Here is a 15,731-nt window from a genome sequence, read left to right on the forward strand (position 1 = left end):
TTCCGGGCACACTGGTCCTTCTATCATATGAAAGTCAGCGAGATCGGTTCCGCTCCTGCCCAGTTTTGCAGCTCATTAATTTCGGTCAGCACGGATCGCTCTTTCTCTTGCAGCCGTTCGTAACAAGCGATTAGCTCCTCTAAGCTAAGCCGCTGGTTCGCCACATCCGTCTCCAAGCGGCGGACCGAGCGCGCGGCCTCGTCTGCCCGGGCCATGATCCAATCGAACATCTCCCTCACATGCAATGGCATCCAGGACAATGACTCCCCGTCTGTCAGCAGAAGCTCCCGCTGCAGCAGCGGAAATAAATCGAAGAAGGCAATGGAACGCAGATGGGGATATCCCGTTCCCAATAACGGACGCGGAGCGGCATTGCCCTCCCCCCGCTCCATTCCCTGCACGAAGCGCAGCTTCGCCTCCGGCGCCAGACGGATATCGGTGAAGCCCGACCAGTCCTCCCCCATGTTCGGAGAATGGGCACAACTGATGCGATTGCCTTCCATAATATAGAGCAGGAAGACCTGCTCTCCCATCCACAGAAAATACGGCTGCGGCACGCTGCCCTCAAAATGGATCTTCAAGGGCGAGCAGGATCGGACGTCAGTCCGATCATTGGCGTAGTAGCACTTGGCAGCCGCACCGCTCTGAATGGACCAGGCTGCATGAGGGCGGCCGACGCGATCGAGCGAGAGGCAGATTCGCCACCGTTGCAGCGGCTGGCGGGAGGCGAAGAGACACCGCCACACCGCCTCTTCCGCCCCCGCCTCCAGCTCAAGAAGGTCCAGCGTATGCAATCCGCCATCGTCCTTCACACGATGATAGAGGCCATACAGCCTGCCCTCCCCGCTGACGGCATAGGCTGCATCCCTCACCTGCATGGCGGAGGAATCGGAATCCGGAAAAGAAATCTCCACGTCCTTCCATGTTCCCTCCGCCGGAATCCGGATAAAGCATCGATTCGGTTCATCACCGGTGACGATGCTGCACAGGCGGAGGGAGGAGCGATGCCGGAACAGATAAGGAAAGGAACTGGCGGCATGGCCATCGATACGGACTTCCCGGCGCATTCCGGTAAGCGGATGGTACTTAACATAGTACAGTCCTCCTTCCGTCTCCAGCAGCATATCGTACTGATCGTCCAACAGGAGCAAGCTGAAGCGGCGGACCGGATAAGGAGCGGACAGAAGGGTCCGGTGCGGTTGCCCTTCCTTCGGGTACAGGATATGCTCCAATGCTCCGCCGCCGGTTACGCCCATCCAATGCGAGCCGCTTCGATCATGGATGTAATGCGCTTTTTCCATCCGCATCCCTCCAAAAAAAACACTGGGGTTTCGTCACCTTTTTATGGGTGCCTCCATAGACTGTAATTGAATTTGAAATCTAAAAAGGAGGCCTGGAACATACATGGAGAGCAAGTTGGTTCAAGGGCAACAGCAGCCCCCCGAATATTTGCCTTTACCCTCTCTGGAATGTATAGAGGTTCCCAAAATATTCGACTGGGTACTGAAAACGACCCAAATTGTTGATGAATCCACGGTTGATTCAGATTGCTTGCCTCTGCCACTTTCGTTTCGTATTGAGGCCAGAGTTCTTGACGTGAATTGCGAAGAAAAAGTCGGATCCACCCGTGAAAATGTGGTGGTTACGATAGGCGGCAGACCGGTTACTTTGCAGCGGGTAGTGCTGCGGAAGTTCGGTACGTATGAAATAACAATCATCAATACAGGGGTAACGCCGAACGTCATTCATTGCCGGTTCACGAAGAACTTCCTCCGCTTCGAGAAGGTTCTGCTGTGCGCTCCTCCGGGAACCGAAATCGATTGCCATATCGTGCCGGAAGCCACGACGATCGATGTGCTGGATATCGTCAATAACACATTCGTGAACGTGGATATCGTCATTTGCCAGAGCATTCAAGTGAAGGCGATTGTCAAAATGATGGTAGAAGCCGAGTTGTGCCAGCCGCGTGCCGAAATCCCGCTTCCGGAAGGTCCTTGCGTCGTGACTTTCCCTCAACAATGCCCTGACGTCTTCCCAGGTGCACCCTATCCGTTCCCTTAATAATCGAATGCCGTTCGCTTGGGGTGGTGGGCTCAACCACCCCCTTTTTTACTCACATTTTCCGGCTTCCATGCCGTCAAGCTAGGAGGGCCTATGAAGCTATATTACATCGCATCCGGCTATCGGAGGCCGATTGATATATTGGATAATGCGCTTATCAAGGCCTTGACGCAGCGTTTTCAGGAGGTCTCTTTTTTTCTGTCCAACCGGACGCCGTATTCGCAATTGCTTCCCGACATCCGCCGCGCCGCCCCGGATTATGTGCTGACGATGGTCGGCCCGAAATCGTTCCTTCCGGCCGAGATCATCCGTTCGGTGCGGGCGATGGGGATTCGTACGGGAGCATGGTTCGTGGATGATCCGTATGCCATCGATAATGCCCTGCCCGTTGCCCGGGAATACGATGATGTATTCACGATCGATTCGGGCTGCGTTCCTTACTATGCGCGCAGCGGCTGCGCCCAGGTGCACCATCTGCCTCTCGGGACCGATACGGATATTTTCCGTCCGTATGTGGTGCATCCGACGTATCATCATGATGTATGCTTTTTGGGCACAGGGTATGAGAACCGGCTTGTATTTATGCAGGAGATGCTCCGCTATGTCGAGCGGAACGTGCGGGTGCAGCTTATCGGCCATTTCTGGGATTCGGTGGATTGGTCTTCCGGCTGCGTGCCGAGCATACGGGGGAAATGGGTGAACTTCTCGGAGACGCCCCGATATTTCAATGGCGCGAGCATCGTGCTCAACATTCACCGGAGCGAGGATGACCCGCTCCTCGACAAGAACCGGTGCGGCGCGCCCGGACACAGCATCAATAACCGGACCTTCGACATTGCGGCCTGCCGGGCCTTTCAGCTGACCGATTATCGTCCTGACCTGCCCTTGTTCTATCGGCCGGGAGAGGAGATCGTCTGCTTCGATTCGCCGAAGGAATGCGCCGAGCTCATCCACCGCTATCTGCACGACCGCCCTGCGCGGGACGAGATTGCCGACCGGGCCTACCGGCGGACATTGGCCGGGCATACCTTCGCCGATCGGCTGGATGCGATGCTGTCGCTGATCCGGTCAACTTGATTCCGATCCGGTGCAACATAGAACGATAGGCAAAAGGGCGAGCCGAAGACTCACCCTTTGACATAAGATTCAATGATGCCCGCCGCTCCGGCAATGGCCAGCAGAAGCACAAGCGGAAACATAAGGTTCGGAATGAGCAGATAAGCGGCAACCAAAAAAGCCGCCGACCAAATGCCGACGCACCAGTAGCACGTCAGCAGCTTGCGCATGAAGGTATGGAAGCGGCCGCCCTTCTCATCGACGACAGCGTACATCATGCCGGATTCATCCGTCTCGAACCGCTCCTCGACGAAGGGACGGCGCACGAAGGACAGAATCTCATCGAACACAATCAGACGGGTCAACCGGTAACTCGCCAATATGAGCAATATCAGTGTTATCCATGATATGTCCCACACGAACAGACTACCCCCTCGGATGCAACGCTTCGCGGATCAGTTCCATTGTATGGCGCTTCCGCCCGGGCTAGAACCAGGTTATGCAGCATTGCCCGTAAGTCATCCGATGGCCGGAACAAGGAGGAGAAGCCCGATGTCAGGACTCCCGATCATTCAATCCGATGAGCAGCTTACCCGAATGCTCCAGCTATCCGCCGAGAAGCCGCTGCTATTATATAAGCACAGCTCCCAGTGCGGCTCGAGCAAGGTCGCGCATGTCGGGATCAATCATTTCGTGAACCGCTATCCGGAGATTGCCTCCCGCTTCGCGATCGGCGTCATCCGTGTCGTGGAGGAGAAGCAATTGTCCGATCGCGTGGCAGGAGAGCTCGGAATTCCGCATGTGTCTCCCCAGATTCTACTCATCCGCCAAGGGCGGGTCGTCTGGCATGCCGGGCATCAGCAGATCAATTCGCAGCAGCTATGCCGGGCCGCGATGCTGTACGGTCAACCTTTAACGGGTTGAGCCGGCTTGCGCGCCGGTGACGCGAATCTCATTCGCGTGCTCGGCGACGACTTCGCCAATGCATGCCGCCGCGACGCCCCGTTCCCGCATGGCGGCCACGAGCGGTTCCGCATCCTCTGCCGCGACAGAGAGCAGCAGCCCTCCGGAGGTGACGGCATCGCACAGAATCCACTGCGCGATCTCATCCAGCCGCTCATCGAACCGGACGCTGTCCTGCACATGGCGGAAGTTGTTCTTCGTTCCGCCGGGAACCGCTCCGCTCTCCGCGAGCTCGCGGACGCGCGGCAGGACAGGCACCTGCTCCGCGTAGATATGAAGCCCGGCGCCGCTCCCCTTGGCCATCTCCAGACTGTGGCCCATCAGGCCGAAGCCGGTCACATCCGTGCAGGCATGGACGCGGAAATCCGCCATGACCTCGGCGGCGGTCTTGTTCAACGTCGTCATGGTGCGAGTGACGACCTCGATCTCTTCCGGCCGGAGCAGATCCCGCTTCAGCGATGTCGTCATAATGCCGACGCCGATCGGCTTCGTCAGGATCAGCTTGTCGCCCGGACGAGCCCCGGCATTGGTCAATACCCGGTCCGGGTGAATGAGGCCGGTGACCGCCATGCCGAACTTCGGCTCCGGATCATCGATTGAATGACCGCCCACCAGCGTCGCTCCCGCCTCGGCAACCTTGTCGCCAGCTCCCCGCAAAATATCGGCGAGCACCGATTTATCCAGCGTCGCGATCGGGAACGCGACAATATTGAGCGCCGTAAGCGGCTTGCCGCCCATCGCATAGATATCACTAAGCGCATTGGCCGCAGCCACCTGGCCGAACGAATACGGATCATCGACAATCGGCGTGAAAAAATCGACGGTCTGCACAAGCGCCAGATCGTCGTTCAGCCGGAAGACGCCGGCGTCATCGCTCGTATCCAATCCGACCAGAAGATCCGGGTGCTTCTCCGCCTTCGGCAGCTGGCGCAGCACTTGGGACAGATCGGCCGGACCGATTTTGCAACCGCAGCCTCCTTTGCTCGATAAGGCCGTCAAACGGACTTGAGATTGTTGTTCCATCTCACTTCATCTCCTCAATATGGCGTGCATGATATGTCATTATTTTACCACAATATATCGGGCGTGACGCAGAGACGCACACGGTCGGCGCAGAAGGCTCAGTCCACGGCATTAATGCGGTATACTTTATTTTTTCTTTGACAAAAAACCAATTCATTGATATACCATATATTAATGAAAATATGCTCATATTCATATTTGTATGTAAGCGCTTCCCTTTGCATTGAAAATACCTTCTCTTCATTTGGGTAACATGGATTTCGATAAGGAGTATCTTCTTATTGAATGCCCATACATATAACTGTATGTTCAAAAAGGCCGGTTTTCAGCGCCAGAAAGACTGACCTTTTGAACAATCTCTATAAGTTCAAGGGGGGAGAAAGGGATGGACATTATGATTGTCGAGGACGAAGCTTCCGTCCGGGATATTCTCAAATCCTATTTCGTGAACGAAGGGTGGAAAGTGCACCTCTCGAGCGACGGACAGGAAGCGATGAAGAAGGTCCAGCTTTACAAGCTGGATTTGATCGTGCTGGATTTAATGATTCCGGGCATGCCGGGAGAGGAAGTATGCCGCAATATTAGGCGGATGTCCAATGTGCCTCTCATCATGATCACCTCCAAGGCGCGGGAGGTTGATATGATTAACGGCCTCAATCTCGGTGCGGACGACTATATTACGAAGCCGTTCCGGGCAAAGGAGGTTATCGCTCGCATTCATGCCCTTCAACGCAGAATCAACATCATGAACAACTCGAGCCGCAACGTCATCTATTTCAACCGCCGGCGATTCATGGTCAATTTCGAGCTGGAGGATGTCTTTCTCGACGGCAAGCCCGCCAACCTGACGGCTACCGAGTTCAGAACCTTGAGCATCCTCGTACGCAAGCCGGGCAAAGTGTTCAGCAGGCATGATTTGTCCTATGAAGTTCAGGGCTACCGCTTTATCGGAGACGGGCGCGTCATGGACGTCCATATTCGCAACATCCGCAAAAAAATCGAGGAAGATCCGAAAAATCCGCAGTACATTGTGACCAAAATAGGATCCGGCTATAAATTCAATTTCCCGCTGGATGATGATTGATGGTGCGTTGGAATGCATACCGACTCCGCACACGCACATTTTTGTTCCTTGTGCTCATTTGCCTCTCCTTCGCGGCCCTAACCGGCCTATACCTGGCCCTGATGCACGACTGGAAGCAGCTGCTGGCCACGTATAAGCGGCAGGCTGCCGCCGAATACACCTATCATTTGCTGTATGCCATCCGGCAGCAGACGGCCTTGCGCTCGAACGATGCCGAATGGAGATCCGCCTTGCAGGAAGCGGCCCATGCCTTCACCGTTCCGATCCGGTATTACGGTCCGGACGGCGAGACGATCCAGATGGACCTCGTTCCCCAACATACGGCGCTGCACGCGTATACGGTTCAGGTGCCGGTCGTCATCGATGGCCGCATCGACGGCTATTTGACAGCCTTTTATGACATGGACCAAGGCTTGCACTCGCCGGCGATTAAGCAGTTGGAACGCCAGCTTCAGGGCCGGAGCCGGTATGTTCTGCTCGCCTGCGGCCTCGCCGCGCTGCTCCTGTCTGTCTACGCCGCTTATCGCTGGAGCTGCGGAATTCGCCGGGCGGGACAAATGTCGGAAGCTGTCGTTACCGGTAACAGGAATATTGTCGTTCCGCCGTGCGGCACGCGAGAGATTGCCGGCCTGATTCGGACCATCAACAGTCTGCTTGACGATTTCGAGCGCCATGAGGCTTGGCGCAAGCAGTTAATGCAAGATTTGACCCATGAGCTGAGAACCCCGCTTACCGCAGTGCTTTCACGCTTAGACGCGATAATTGACGGGATTTATCCGTTAACCACGGAAAATATGTTGAGCATTCTGGCCGATATCGAACGGCTGTATCGGCTCATCGAAGATATGGAGAAGCTGTCGGAAGCAGAGGGAGCCCGCTTCGAACTGAACCTGAAGCGAATCAATATGTCGCAAATGGTGAAGGGCGTGTATGAGGGGTTCTTATTCCTGTCGAAAGAAAAAGATATCCGGTTCGTGTTCGACAAGCCGCTGACTCCTTTCTATCTCGACATCGATCCCGATCGGGTCGCGCAAATTTTGTCCAACGTCATCTACAATGCCATTAAATATACGCCCCGCGGCGGAACGGTCGTCCTCGGGATGGAGCGCGAGAACGGCCATATGCTCCTGTATTGCCGCGACGATGGCGTCGGTATCTCCGAGGAGGATCTGCCGCGCATCTTCGACCGCTTCTACCGCGCGGACAAATCGCGCTCCCGGGACAGCGGCGGACTGGGCGTCGGCTTAAGCATCGCCAAAGCGCTCGTCGAGGCGCATCGGGGCACGATCTGGGCCGAGAGCGCGCCAGGGAAGGGCTCTACCTTTTGGATACGGCTTCCGGAACCCCGCTGAACGCGCACCTGCAGCTCCGCGCCCGGAAGCCGCCGCGACCACGATAGAGGAGGATATCCATGCCGCTTACTCAAGCTTTTCAACAATTACGCCGCAATCCGATCATCGCCTTCGTGCCAATGCTGCTCGATCTCGCCATTCTCGCGCTAAGTGTCGCCTGGTCCGGCTGGCAGCTGACATCCCAATGGAGCTACCGCATCGTGCTGGAAATGGGACTGCCTTCGATAATGCATTTATACAATCTTCCGTTCTCCTGGGCACAGCTGCTTCTCATCACGGTGTGGTCCTTCGCCCAGGGCGGGTACGTCAAGGCATTGGCCACTGCCTGTGAAGGCGGGAGCGTAGACGCGGATCACATGGTGCGGAACAGCCTTGCCTTCTGGGTGCCGTTCCTTGGTCTGAATATAGCGGTGCTGCTTGCGAAGGCTGCCGTCTCTTCTCTGCTGATTATGCAGTTCGGCTCCATCGGAGCCGGCGCTTCCTTGCTCGCCTTTGCGGTGCTGCGGATCGTCTTCATCTATCTCGAATTCACAATCGTTACCGACCGAATTCATTTCGACGCCGCCTTTCGCCGCAGCGCGCATTATTTCAAGCAGAACTGGCCGTCAGCGCTCGCGATGGCCGTGCTGCTGCTTGCGGCATCCGGCGTAGCCAGCTTGGCGGCGAACTGGTTCGTGGCCCCGGCTGCGGTCATCCTGATGATCGTTCTCTACAGCCTGATGATGTCCCTTCTCCAGACCGCGTTGATGCTCACGCTCAACGAGGCAAAGCGGTGGAGCGAAGGATAATGGCGCTCCCGGCCGGCGGCCTCATGCCGGGAGCGGCCGCCCCTCTACTTTTTGACCTTCATTTCTTTGACGAGTCCCGCATACTCTTCCTCCATTTCCCGTAAAAAGGTGGCTGTGTCCTTGCCCGGCATCTTGACAAAATCCTTCGCTTTCAAGTTGATGAAGTCGTCATAGTTGAAGGTGATAAGCGGGCCGTACGGGGAATAGACCGCGATCGGGGCCGGCTTCTGCTCGAAGATCGGGGCGATGTTGTACGTCTTGCCGCTCTCTTCGATATGCATGGCGGCGTATTGGCTCACCGCCTCCTCACTGTTGATGGTCGGCGGGCTGCCCGCGCGGGACAGCACCATCTGGCCCGCCTCCGATGCCAGATAGGCGATGACGGCCCAGGCGGCCTCCTTGTGCCGGCTATGCTTGTTGATGCTGACGGACACAGCCGGAGCCGTCGGTCCAATTCCCTTATGATCCGGCCATTCCGGGACGGACACAATGTCGAAGTCCAGGCCCTCCACCGCATTATTAAGCGGCAGATGCTGCAGCTGACCGATATACATCGCCACATTCTGCTCATTGCTGAAGCTGTACGTATAGTCGCTCGTATCGATCATCCCTGGAATGTTGCGGTATTTGTCCAGCAGCTCAAAAAATTGCTGAAATGCCGGTTCCTTCGCAAACAGCACTTCCCCTGTCTGCGGATCGGTGCCGTTCACCCCAAGCTGAGAAAAGGCATGGGAATAGTAGCCGAAGGAAAAGCCCTTGTACTTGACCCCGTCGCGCTCGGTCGTCAGTTTCTGCGCCAGGTCGAGGATCTCGTCATAGGTCATCCCGTCCTTCGGATAATCGACGCCGAACTTGTCGAAGATCGATTTGTTGTAGAACAGCGCCTTGCGGCTGTCTTCAATCGGCATCCCATACAAAGCGCCCGCCCCGTCCGGATCGAGGGCGCGAATGACGTCGACGACGCCCTCTCTGAAAATGGACATATCGAAGCCGCTGCGCTGAATGTAAGGATCGAGCGGCTCCAGCATATCGAGCTCCTTCATATCCTGATAACCGGAATGCATGACATACAGATCGGGGATGTCGCCGCGCGCATTCAATTCCTGCAATCCGGCCGTATCGAGCGAAGCTTCGGCCAGCTCCAGCGTAATATTCGGGAATGTCGCTTCGATCTGATCCTTGAAGCGGATGCGGAACGTCTCATCGTCGACAGCGATGATGAACTTGAGGGTGACCGGTTCGCCGTCATAGGCGACCTCTGTCGTCTTCACCGGCCCTCCCTTCGGTTCCGGCTCCTTGCCTTCCACTGCCGCAGGCGCGGAGGACGGATCATCGGTTGCCGCCTGCCCGGTGGAGGCTGGCGGTTCTTCCGCCGGCGAACCGCTGCAGCCGGCAAGCAGTGCGGCCATCATGAGGATGGCGATAAGCAGAATGGATACACTCTTTTTCATCGTACGGACGGCTCCCTTCATTAAACCGAAATCATCGAACATAACGGAATATACAGGTAGCCCGGCTTCAGCCAGCGAAGGCGGAAGCCGGATAGCATGCTGCGGAATGGAATTGTTCTGCGAGAAGCAGGAGGGGCTTGTAGTACGCTGTTGTGGTGCAGCAGCAGTGGCGGTATCCGCCGAACGCGTCCTGGCGGCTGAGCTGGGGTTCCGTGTTCTATCATGTGCCACGTCCCGGTGAGAGTAAGGCCGGGCGGATACCGTAACCACTGTTGCTTCTGTGCATTCAGGAGTTATGTTGCCGCGTTATCTTAATTTTTGTTTTTCTTTTCCTTCACAATTGTGGCGTAATCTTCATCCATCTTGCGGAGAAACGTAGGCACGTCATCCCCCGACTTCAGGAACGGCGTCACCTGGGAACCGACATAGTTCGTGCCATACAGCAAAATATCCGGGCCGAACGGACTGTACAAGGCCGGCTTCGCCTGTTGAAGCGAATAGATCCCTTTGACGTTCATGTCCCGCGTCATCACATCGGCGGCGAACTGCTCGAGGATGCTCTGATCGGAAGAGACGGATGGCACATCCTTCCGGGTCAAGCGCACCTGCTGCTCATCCGTAAGCAAATATTGAAGAATATCGAGCGCTTCGTCGATATGCTTGCTCTGCTTGCTGATGGCCACGGTCAGCGGCAGCGTCGATGGCCCGACGCCCGGCAGATCCGGCCATGTCGGGAAGCTGACGACATCATAGTCCAGATCTTCCGAATAGTACGGGATCGTATTCGCGATCAGTCCAAGACTCATCGCGACTTCCCCCTTGGTGAACTCATAGGTGATATCCGGCTCCCAGTTGCCCGGGATGTCGGCTACCCGCTTCACCATCTCGAAAAACCGGGCAAACGCCGGATCCTTCGAGAAGCGCGGCTCCCCGGTCTCGGGATCCGTACCGTGGGCGGAGAGCTGGGTCATCGCCTGCGACATGAAGCTCATCGCGAGTCCGCGATACTTGATGCCGTCCCGCTCTCCGGTCACTGTGGCGGCGAGATCGATCACTTCATCCCAGGTCATGCCATCAGTCGGGTAAGAAGCGCCGAACTTGTCGAAGACCGCCTTGTTGTAATGGAGTGCTACAGCCACATCCTCAATCGGAATGCCCAGCAGTCGTCCCAGCCCTTCCGGGTCGCGGGCGCGCAGCGCCTCCATGATTCCCGGCCGGATCCTGCTGAAATCGAAGTCGCGCTCCTTCAGCAGATCATCAAGCGGGAGGAGCATATCCTTCTCTTTCAGCACGTCGAACCCGTCCGTCGTCAAGATGATGTCCGGCACGACTCCCTGCGCGAACAGCTCGTCGAATTCTTCGGCGTTGGCGAATTTGCCCGTAGCCTCGATCGTGATATTCGGGAATTTCTCCCTCGTGCCTTCCAGGAATCGCATCTCCACCTGCTCCTTGCTCCACGGCGCCATGAAGATGAGCTTGACCGGCTCGCCGCTCTCTGCGGGCTCTGCCGCTTGCTCGCCTTGCCCTGCAGCGCCTTCGTTCTGCTTCGCGGATTCCGTCTCCGGCGATGCCTGCCCGGACTCGCCGCCGCTGGAGCCGCAAGCCGACAGCATCAATGTGAATACGAGTGTAAAAATAAGAAGAATGCCGATTCTACGTTTGTTCATCTTCAACCATCCCCCTCAGATGTAATTCAATGTATTCATTCGCCGAATCTCCACAGCGAGACGCTCGGCTGCGGCAGTTGCAGGCCGGCCACGGCCGCGCGTGCCTGCTCGGAATAATCCCAGCCCCACCGATCGAAAAATTCGCATAGATCGCGGCCGCAGGCGCGCGACACCATTTCAATGAACAGATCGATCTTCTGCTGCTCGGTCCGCGGCAGCCGTTCCTTCGGCAGCTCGCGGTAAGCGATATGCAGCCGGGTGAACATATCCCAGCCATACGCGAATTGCAGCTGCCGCATCATCGCCAGCCGCTCGAACAGGCCGATGTCGGCGAACTTCTGCTCCGGATCGCGCTCGCTCCGGTTCAGGAACGCCTTCGCCTTGTCGAAATAGGACCGTCCTTCCTTGTCCTTCTCCATGGCCAGGCGGGAAGGATTACCGTAATAGTCCTGAATGAGCAGCGAATAGATGTTCACCGACACCTCGACAATGTCCTCCCAGAACCAGGCCAATTGCTGGTACTCATGCCCCATCTCATGCCAGAATCCCCAGCCGTGCGCCAGCGAGCTGAATTGGCTGAAGGTGACCGCTTCCTTCGCAGCCGGGACGTTCCGAATCATAATCGGATACCCGGAATGCATGTAGCCGGCGCTAATCTGCACATCGGCGCAGATGCGGTGCGGGCGATCCGGCGTGCGGTGCGGCAGCGGCCGATCCGGACCCAGACCGACGAAGCTGTCATACTGATCGATCAGGTCGTCCCATTGCAGCATCAGCTCCTCCGGATTCTCCACCTCCCGGACAGCCGCGGACGGCAGCGTCAGGATGACCTTCCGGCCGCACAGCTCGGCATACGGTGTCTCGTAGTGGCGAATCGTATCCTTCCATTCCGCTACCGCCGTCTTCCCCAGCTCGTAATACGGGGCCCGCACCGCGCCGCTGACCGTCACCTGCGTCCGGAAGCCGGCCCGCGGCTTCGCCGGAATGAGATAGAGCAAGCCGCCGTACGGGCTGCTCAGCCTGTTCGTTCCCGGCTGCAGCGGCTTCCGCAGCGCGACGATCGGCGCCCGCTCCCACCGGAGCAGATGCCCGATCTCATCCGTATGCGCGCCGACCTGCACATCGAGATGCCGGACATCCTCCGGCACGTCGATCGTGACGACCTGTCCCGGCGGGGCGTACAGTCCGGTGCCGATCCAGTTCCCGGGAGGGACGAGCATCCGGAGATAGCTGAGGTCCGCATAGTCGAAATTCACCTCGACGGCCTGCCCGTGCACGGCCGGGGCATTGGCACCGACGAGGCCCGGGAACACTTCGGCATGCGGCGACGCCCCGCCGTCCGGGTCGAGGGTCGCCTGCTCGCAGGCGTACTGCAGCAGCACGCCGGTGTACGGCCGGCTCTCCTTGTCGAACGGAAGCGTCATCTCCATACCGGCACTGTTGGCAGCGGTTACAATTTCCTGATACAGTCCGCACTCGTCCGTCAGCGCGGCTATGGTGCCGTCCACCACCTCCAGCAGCGTCCGCCATTTCTTCTTCCCGTCCGAAGTCTCTGCGCCGAACGGAATGTCGGGCGCCGCAAGCGCACCTTCCTCGACCGCCTTCACCTGCTCGATTAGCCGCAGCAGATGGGAAGCGTCTGCCTGATCCGGCGCCAAGGCCGGCAAGGACGGGGGAAGAGACCAGATGACGCTGTTGCCCAGGGCGATGCCGGCCCGGTTCAGCAACCGCTGCAGCGGGTAGTCCCTTACCTTGACTTGGCGATCGCCGATACGCCGCTGCAGTTCCTCCTCCGGCTCCCATTCCAGCTCCCAGCCCTTCGCATGCACGAGCAGACTGCCGCCCCCCTGGATATAGGCATCCAGGCAAGCCGCATCCTCGTCCGTCAACGAGCGGTCCGCATAAGCTGCGGCATATCTCGAGATGCCTCCTTCGGCAGCGGACCAACCGGAGAGGCGTACGACCTCCACCGGCAGCCCGCTTGCGGCGTCGAACGCTTCCGGAGAGGCCGCCGTCGCGATCTGCAGCGGCCCTTGACCGGCGAGCGCTTGCCGGTAGGCCCCGCTCTCCTCTGTCAGCCAATGCAGCATGTTGGCGATGAACGCCCCGCTCCCGGGCACGGCGCTGCCCGCGCGGTTGAATCCGGTCTCGACGCCGGAGACGAGGATGCGTCCCCGGCCGTATCTTGCGGCCGCGATGACCGGACGGCCCGCCGCATCGGCGGCGGCCGTGAACGCCTGCTCCGAGATGGCGGAGACGACCCCGCCGTACAGCTTGTGATTCACCGGGATATCGGGCACGCCCTCATACAGCAGCTCGATATCCGGCGCAAGCGCTTGATCCAGCACCCGCTTCATCCAATCAACCCCTTTTCCTGTTCTCAGACTGCTCTTACTCTACCAATCCGGTACGTTCCACGCTCTCGACGAAGTAGCGCTGCGCGAAGAAGAAGATGAGCAGCGGAGGAAGCAAGGCCAGGAAGCTGGCCGACATCTTGATCGCTTCCACCAGCACGAGCGGCGCTTCTTCGCTGGCCAGCATGCTGCTGATGCTGGCGTCCACCCGCGACATCTGCGTCGCCAGCGGCACGAGCGAGGACTGCCCCAGGAACATCCGCGGGTAATACGTGTCGTTCCACGTCCAGACGAAGGAGAACAGCGACACGACCAGAATCGCCGGCTTCGCGAGCGGGAACATCACTTTCCAATAGAATTTGAAGGCGCTCGCTCCGTCGATCTTCGCCGCCTCCTCCAATTCCTTCGGCTGGGTCGTATAGAACTGCCGGAAGATGATCACGAACAGCGCGCCCTTGATGCCGAAGCCGAAGATAGACGGGATGATGAGCGAGAACAGCTTGCCCTGCAGGCCCAGCTTCGTGTACATCATGATCATCGGAAGCACGATGACCTGCGGCGGTATGATGAAGGCAAGCACAAGCAGGAACGTCAGCAGCTTTTTGAACGGGAACTGCATTCGCGCCAGCGCGTATCCCATCAAGCCGCAGGCGATGATATGGAACACGGCGACCAGAATCGAGATCCCGATGCTGACGAACAGCGATTGCGAATATTTGAGCGCCGTCCACGCCTTCTCCAGATGGCCGAAGTACAGCTCATGCGGAATCCAGGTCACCGTCGGGTCGTTCAGGTCCTTCTCGTTCATCACCATCTTGACCAGCATCTTGAAGATCGGATTCAAATAAATGTACGAGGTGACGAGCAGAATCCAATAAATGAACAGCTTGAACAGCAGTCCGCGGTTCACTTCGCGGCCAAGCACGGCATAGCGGACCGTGTTCAGGCCGTCCCGCGCCCACCGTTTTTTGAACTGCGCCGCTTTGACTCTCACGTGGGCATTCACTTTTCCTATCATCCCAATCCTCCTCCCGTCGTTCCCGCCGGATCCATTCGCTGTTGTCCGCTATCCGCGCCTGCGCCCGCTTCGGTTGATGCGCAGGAACAGGAGCAGGACAAGGGACAGGAATACGACGATGATGACGAAGTATATCCAGGCCAAGGCGCTGTTGTATCCGTAGTTGCCGGTATTGATCAGCTCAATGACCGGATTGTACGGGAAGGTGAACATGTCGACGACGGTATAAATCAGATTCAGCAAAATAAACGGCGACATCGCAGGCAGCGTAATCTTCCAGAACACCTCCCACGGCGTCGCGCCGTCAATGCGGGCAGACTCGTAGGAAGACTTCGAGATCGTCTGCCTCCCGGCCAGGAAGATCAGGATCTGGACGCCGGAATACCAGAGCACGAGCACGAAGCGGTTCAATACGTCCTTGACCGGCTTCGCCCAGGAGCTTCCGCTCAGAATTTCATCCAAATATTCTCCGATCGAGAAGCGGTCGAGAAAGCCGAGCGTGCCTTCCCCCTGATTCACGAACTCCGTCAAAATGTAGCCCGATGTGAAGATGATCGGGAGGAAGAAGACGACCCGGAACAGCATGCGGCCGGGAAAATCCTGATTCAGCATGATAGCGATGAACAAGGAAAACACCAGTATAATCGGCACCATGATGACGATCTCCTGGAAGAACGGAATCAGGTTGTCGTACAGGGCGGAGCTGCCGAACAAAATTTCGCTGTAATATTTGAAGCTCTGAAAATCATACTTCAGGCCGGTCGGCAGTACCGTGACCTTGTGGAAGCTCATATAGAGCGAGAATCCGAGCGGGAAGGCCATGAACAGCAGAAATCCGATAATCCACGGACCGACGAACAACAGGGCCTCCAGATTGCGGGACGTTTTCGCTTTCAGCATTTTTTTGCCCATGT

At 57.6% G+C, this 15,731-nt stretch carries 14 protein-coding genes; 6 read left to right on the forward strand and 8 right to left on the reverse strand.

Features of this window, described 5'->3' with window-relative positions; translation table 11 throughout:
• Nucleotides 1-23: 23 nt before the first annotated feature.
• Nucleotides 24-1,301: a hypothetical protein gene (locus NNL35_RS26335; protein WP_006675167.1), complete on the reverse strand. Its 1,278-nt coding sequence runs from the start codon at nt 1,299-1,301 to the stop codon at nt 24-26.
• 103 nt (nt 1,302-1,404) lie between these two features.
• Between NNL35_RS26335 and NNL35_RS26340 the strand changes: the two genes are divergently transcribed.
• A complete protein-coding gene (locus NNL35_RS26340; RefSeq protein WP_040729973.1) occupies nt 1,405-2,061 on the forward strand; it encodes a BMQ_0737 family morphogenetic spore coat protein in 657 nt (218 codons plus the stop codon).
• Between the two features lie 93 nt (nt 2,062-2,154).
• On the forward strand, nt 2,155-3,138 hold the full coding sequence (locus NNL35_RS26345) for a CgeB family protein (RefSeq protein ID WP_006675165.1): 984 nt from the start codon (nt 2,155-2,157) through the stop codon (nt 3,136-3,138).
• A gap of 50 nt (nt 3,139-3,188) precedes the next feature.
• Here the strand turns inward: NNL35_RS26345 and NNL35_RS26350 are convergent, their stop codons facing one another.
• Complete coding sequence (locus tag NNL35_RS26350; RefSeq protein WP_006675164.1) at nt 3,189-3,536, reverse strand: DUF1360 domain-containing protein; 348 nt, start codon at nt 3,534-3,536, stop codon at nt 3,189-3,191.
• A 133-nt stretch (nt 3,537-3,669) separates the two neighbouring features.
• On the opposite strand from NNL35_RS26350, the gene ytxJ reads away from it, so the two are divergent.
• A complete protein-coding gene (gene ytxJ / locus NNL35_RS26355; RefSeq protein ID WP_006675163.1) occupies nt 3,670-4,041 on the forward strand; it encodes a bacillithiol system redox-active protein YtxJ in 372 nt (123 codons plus the stop codon).
• On the opposite strand, the gene selD is transcribed toward ytxJ, so the two are convergent.
• On the reverse strand, nt 4,030-5,103 hold the full coding sequence (gene selD / locus NNL35_RS26360; protein ID WP_006675162.1) for a selenide, water dikinase SelD: 1,074 nt from the start codon (nt 5,101-5,103) through the stop codon (nt 4,030-4,032). The two genes, ytxJ and selD, sit on opposite strands and share 12 nt — an antisense overlap.
• 385 nt (nt 5,104-5,488) lie before the next feature.
• Here selD and NNL35_RS26365 point away from each other — a divergent pair, with 385 nt between their 5' ends.
• The 3 genes from NNL35_RS26365 to NNL35_RS26375 are packed head-to-tail and all read left to right on the forward strand — an operon-like array spanning nt 5,489 to nt 8,327.
• Nucleotides 5,489-6,187, forward strand: a complete 699-nt coding sequence (locus NNL35_RS26365) for a response regulator transcription factor (protein WP_006675161.1) — start codon at nt 5,489-5,491, stop codon at nt 6,185-6,187.
• Nucleotides 6,187-7,539 carry a sensor histidine kinase gene (locus NNL35_RS26370; RefSeq protein WP_254553866.1) on the forward strand — a complete coding sequence of 451 codons (1,353 nt, stop codon included), beginning with the start codon at nt 6,187-6,189 and terminating at the stop codon, nt 7,537-7,539. Before NNL35_RS26365 ends, NNL35_RS26370 begins: the two co-directional genes overlap by 1 nt.
• 59 nt (nt 7,540-7,598) lie before the next feature.
• A complete protein-coding gene (locus NNL35_RS26375; protein WP_254553867.1) occupies nt 7,599-8,327 on the forward strand; it encodes a hypothetical protein in 729 nt (242 codons plus the stop codon).
• Between the two features lie 44 nt (nt 8,328-8,371).
• Here the strand turns inward: NNL35_RS26375 and NNL35_RS26380 are convergent, their stop codons facing one another.
• The 5 genes from NNL35_RS26380 to NNL35_RS26400 all read right to left on the reverse strand — a co-directional run bounded on the left by NNL35_RS26380 (nt 8,372) and on the right by NNL35_RS26400 (nt 15,729).
• A complete protein-coding gene (locus tag NNL35_RS26380; RefSeq protein WP_254553868.1) occupies nt 8,372-9,778 on the reverse strand; it encodes an ABC transporter substrate-binding protein in 1,407 nt (468 codons plus the stop codon).
• Nucleotides 9,779-10,089: 311 nt separating this feature from the next.
• Entirely contained in the window at nt 10,090-11,445 is a 1,356-nt protein-coding gene (locus NNL35_RS26385; protein ID WP_254553869.1) for an ABC transporter substrate-binding protein, read from the reverse strand.
• A gap of 35 nt (nt 11,446-11,480) precedes the next feature.
• Nucleotides 11,481-13,802, reverse strand: a complete 2,322-nt coding sequence (locus NNL35_RS26390; RefSeq protein ID WP_254553870.1) for a M60 family metallopeptidase — start codon at nt 13,800-13,802, stop codon at nt 11,481-11,483.
• Between the two features lie 34 nt (nt 13,803-13,836).
• A complete protein-coding gene (locus NNL35_RS26395) occupies nt 13,837-14,817 on the reverse strand; it encodes a carbohydrate ABC transporter permease (protein ID WP_111152245.1) in 981 nt (326 codons plus the stop codon).
• Nucleotides 14,818-14,865: 48 nt separating this feature from the next.
• Entirely contained in the window at nt 14,866-15,729 is an 864-nt protein-coding gene (locus NNL35_RS26400) for a carbohydrate ABC transporter permease (RefSeq protein WP_006675154.1), read from the reverse strand.
• Between the last annotated feature and the right edge of the window lie 2 nt (nt 15,730-15,731).

The organism is Paenibacillus dendritiformis, assembly GCF_945605565.1.
Lineage (GTDB): Bacteria > Bacillota > Bacilli > Paenibacillales > Paenibacillaceae > Paenibacillus_B > Paenibacillus_B dendritiformis_A.

Excerpts from the sequence above, each read along its gene's own strand:
- NNL35_RS26345 (WP_006675165.1), top strand. The coding sequence starts at position 2,155 with ATGAAGCTATATTACATCGCATCCGGCTATCGGAGGCCGATTGATATA.
- NNL35_RS26365 (WP_006675161.1), top strand. The coding sequence starts at position 5,489 with ATGGACATTATGATTGTCGAGGACGAAGCTTCCGTCCGGGATATTCTC.
- selD (WP_006675162.1), bottom strand. The coding sequence starts at position 5,103 with ATGGAACAACAATCTCAAGTCCGTTTGACGGCCTTATCGAGCAAAGGA.
- NNL35_RS26390 (WP_254553870.1), bottom strand. The coding sequence starts at position 13,802 with ATGAAGCGGGTGCTGGATCAAGCGCTTGCGCCGGATATCGAGCTGCTG.
- NNL35_RS26380 (WP_254553868.1), bottom strand. The coding sequence starts at position 9,778 with ATGAAAAAGAGTGTATCCATTCTGCTTATCGCCATCCTCATGATGGCC.
- NNL35_RS26335 (WP_006675167.1), bottom strand. The coding sequence starts at position 1,301 with ATGGAAAAAGCGCATTACATCCATGATCGAAGCGGCTCGCATTGGATG.
- NNL35_RS26375 (WP_254553867.1), top strand. The coding sequence starts at position 7,599 with ATGCCGCTTACTCAAGCTTTTCAACAATTACGCCGCAATCCGATCATC.
- NNL35_RS26400 (WP_006675154.1), bottom strand. The coding sequence starts at position 15,729 with ATGGGCAAAAAAATGCTGAAAGCGAAAACGTCCCGCAATCTGGAGGCC.
- NNL35_RS26385 (WP_254553869.1), bottom strand. The coding sequence starts at position 11,445 with ATGAACAAACGTAGAATCGGCATTCTTCTTATTTTTACACTCGTATTC.
- NNL35_RS26340 (WP_040729973.1), top strand. The coding sequence starts at position 1,405 with ATGGAGAGCAAGTTGGTTCAAGGGCAACAGCAGCCCCCCGAATATTTG.
- NNL35_RS26395 (WP_111152245.1), bottom strand. The coding sequence starts at position 14,817 with ATGATAGGAAAAGTGAATGCCCACGTGAGAGTCAAAGCGGCGCAGTTC.
- ytxJ (WP_006675163.1), top strand. The coding sequence starts at position 3,670 with ATGTCAGGACTCCCGATCATTCAATCCGATGAGCAGCTTACCCGAATG.
- NNL35_RS26370 (WP_254553866.1), top strand. The coding sequence starts at position 6,187 with ATGGTGCGTTGGAATGCATACCGACTCCGCACACGCACATTTTTGTTC.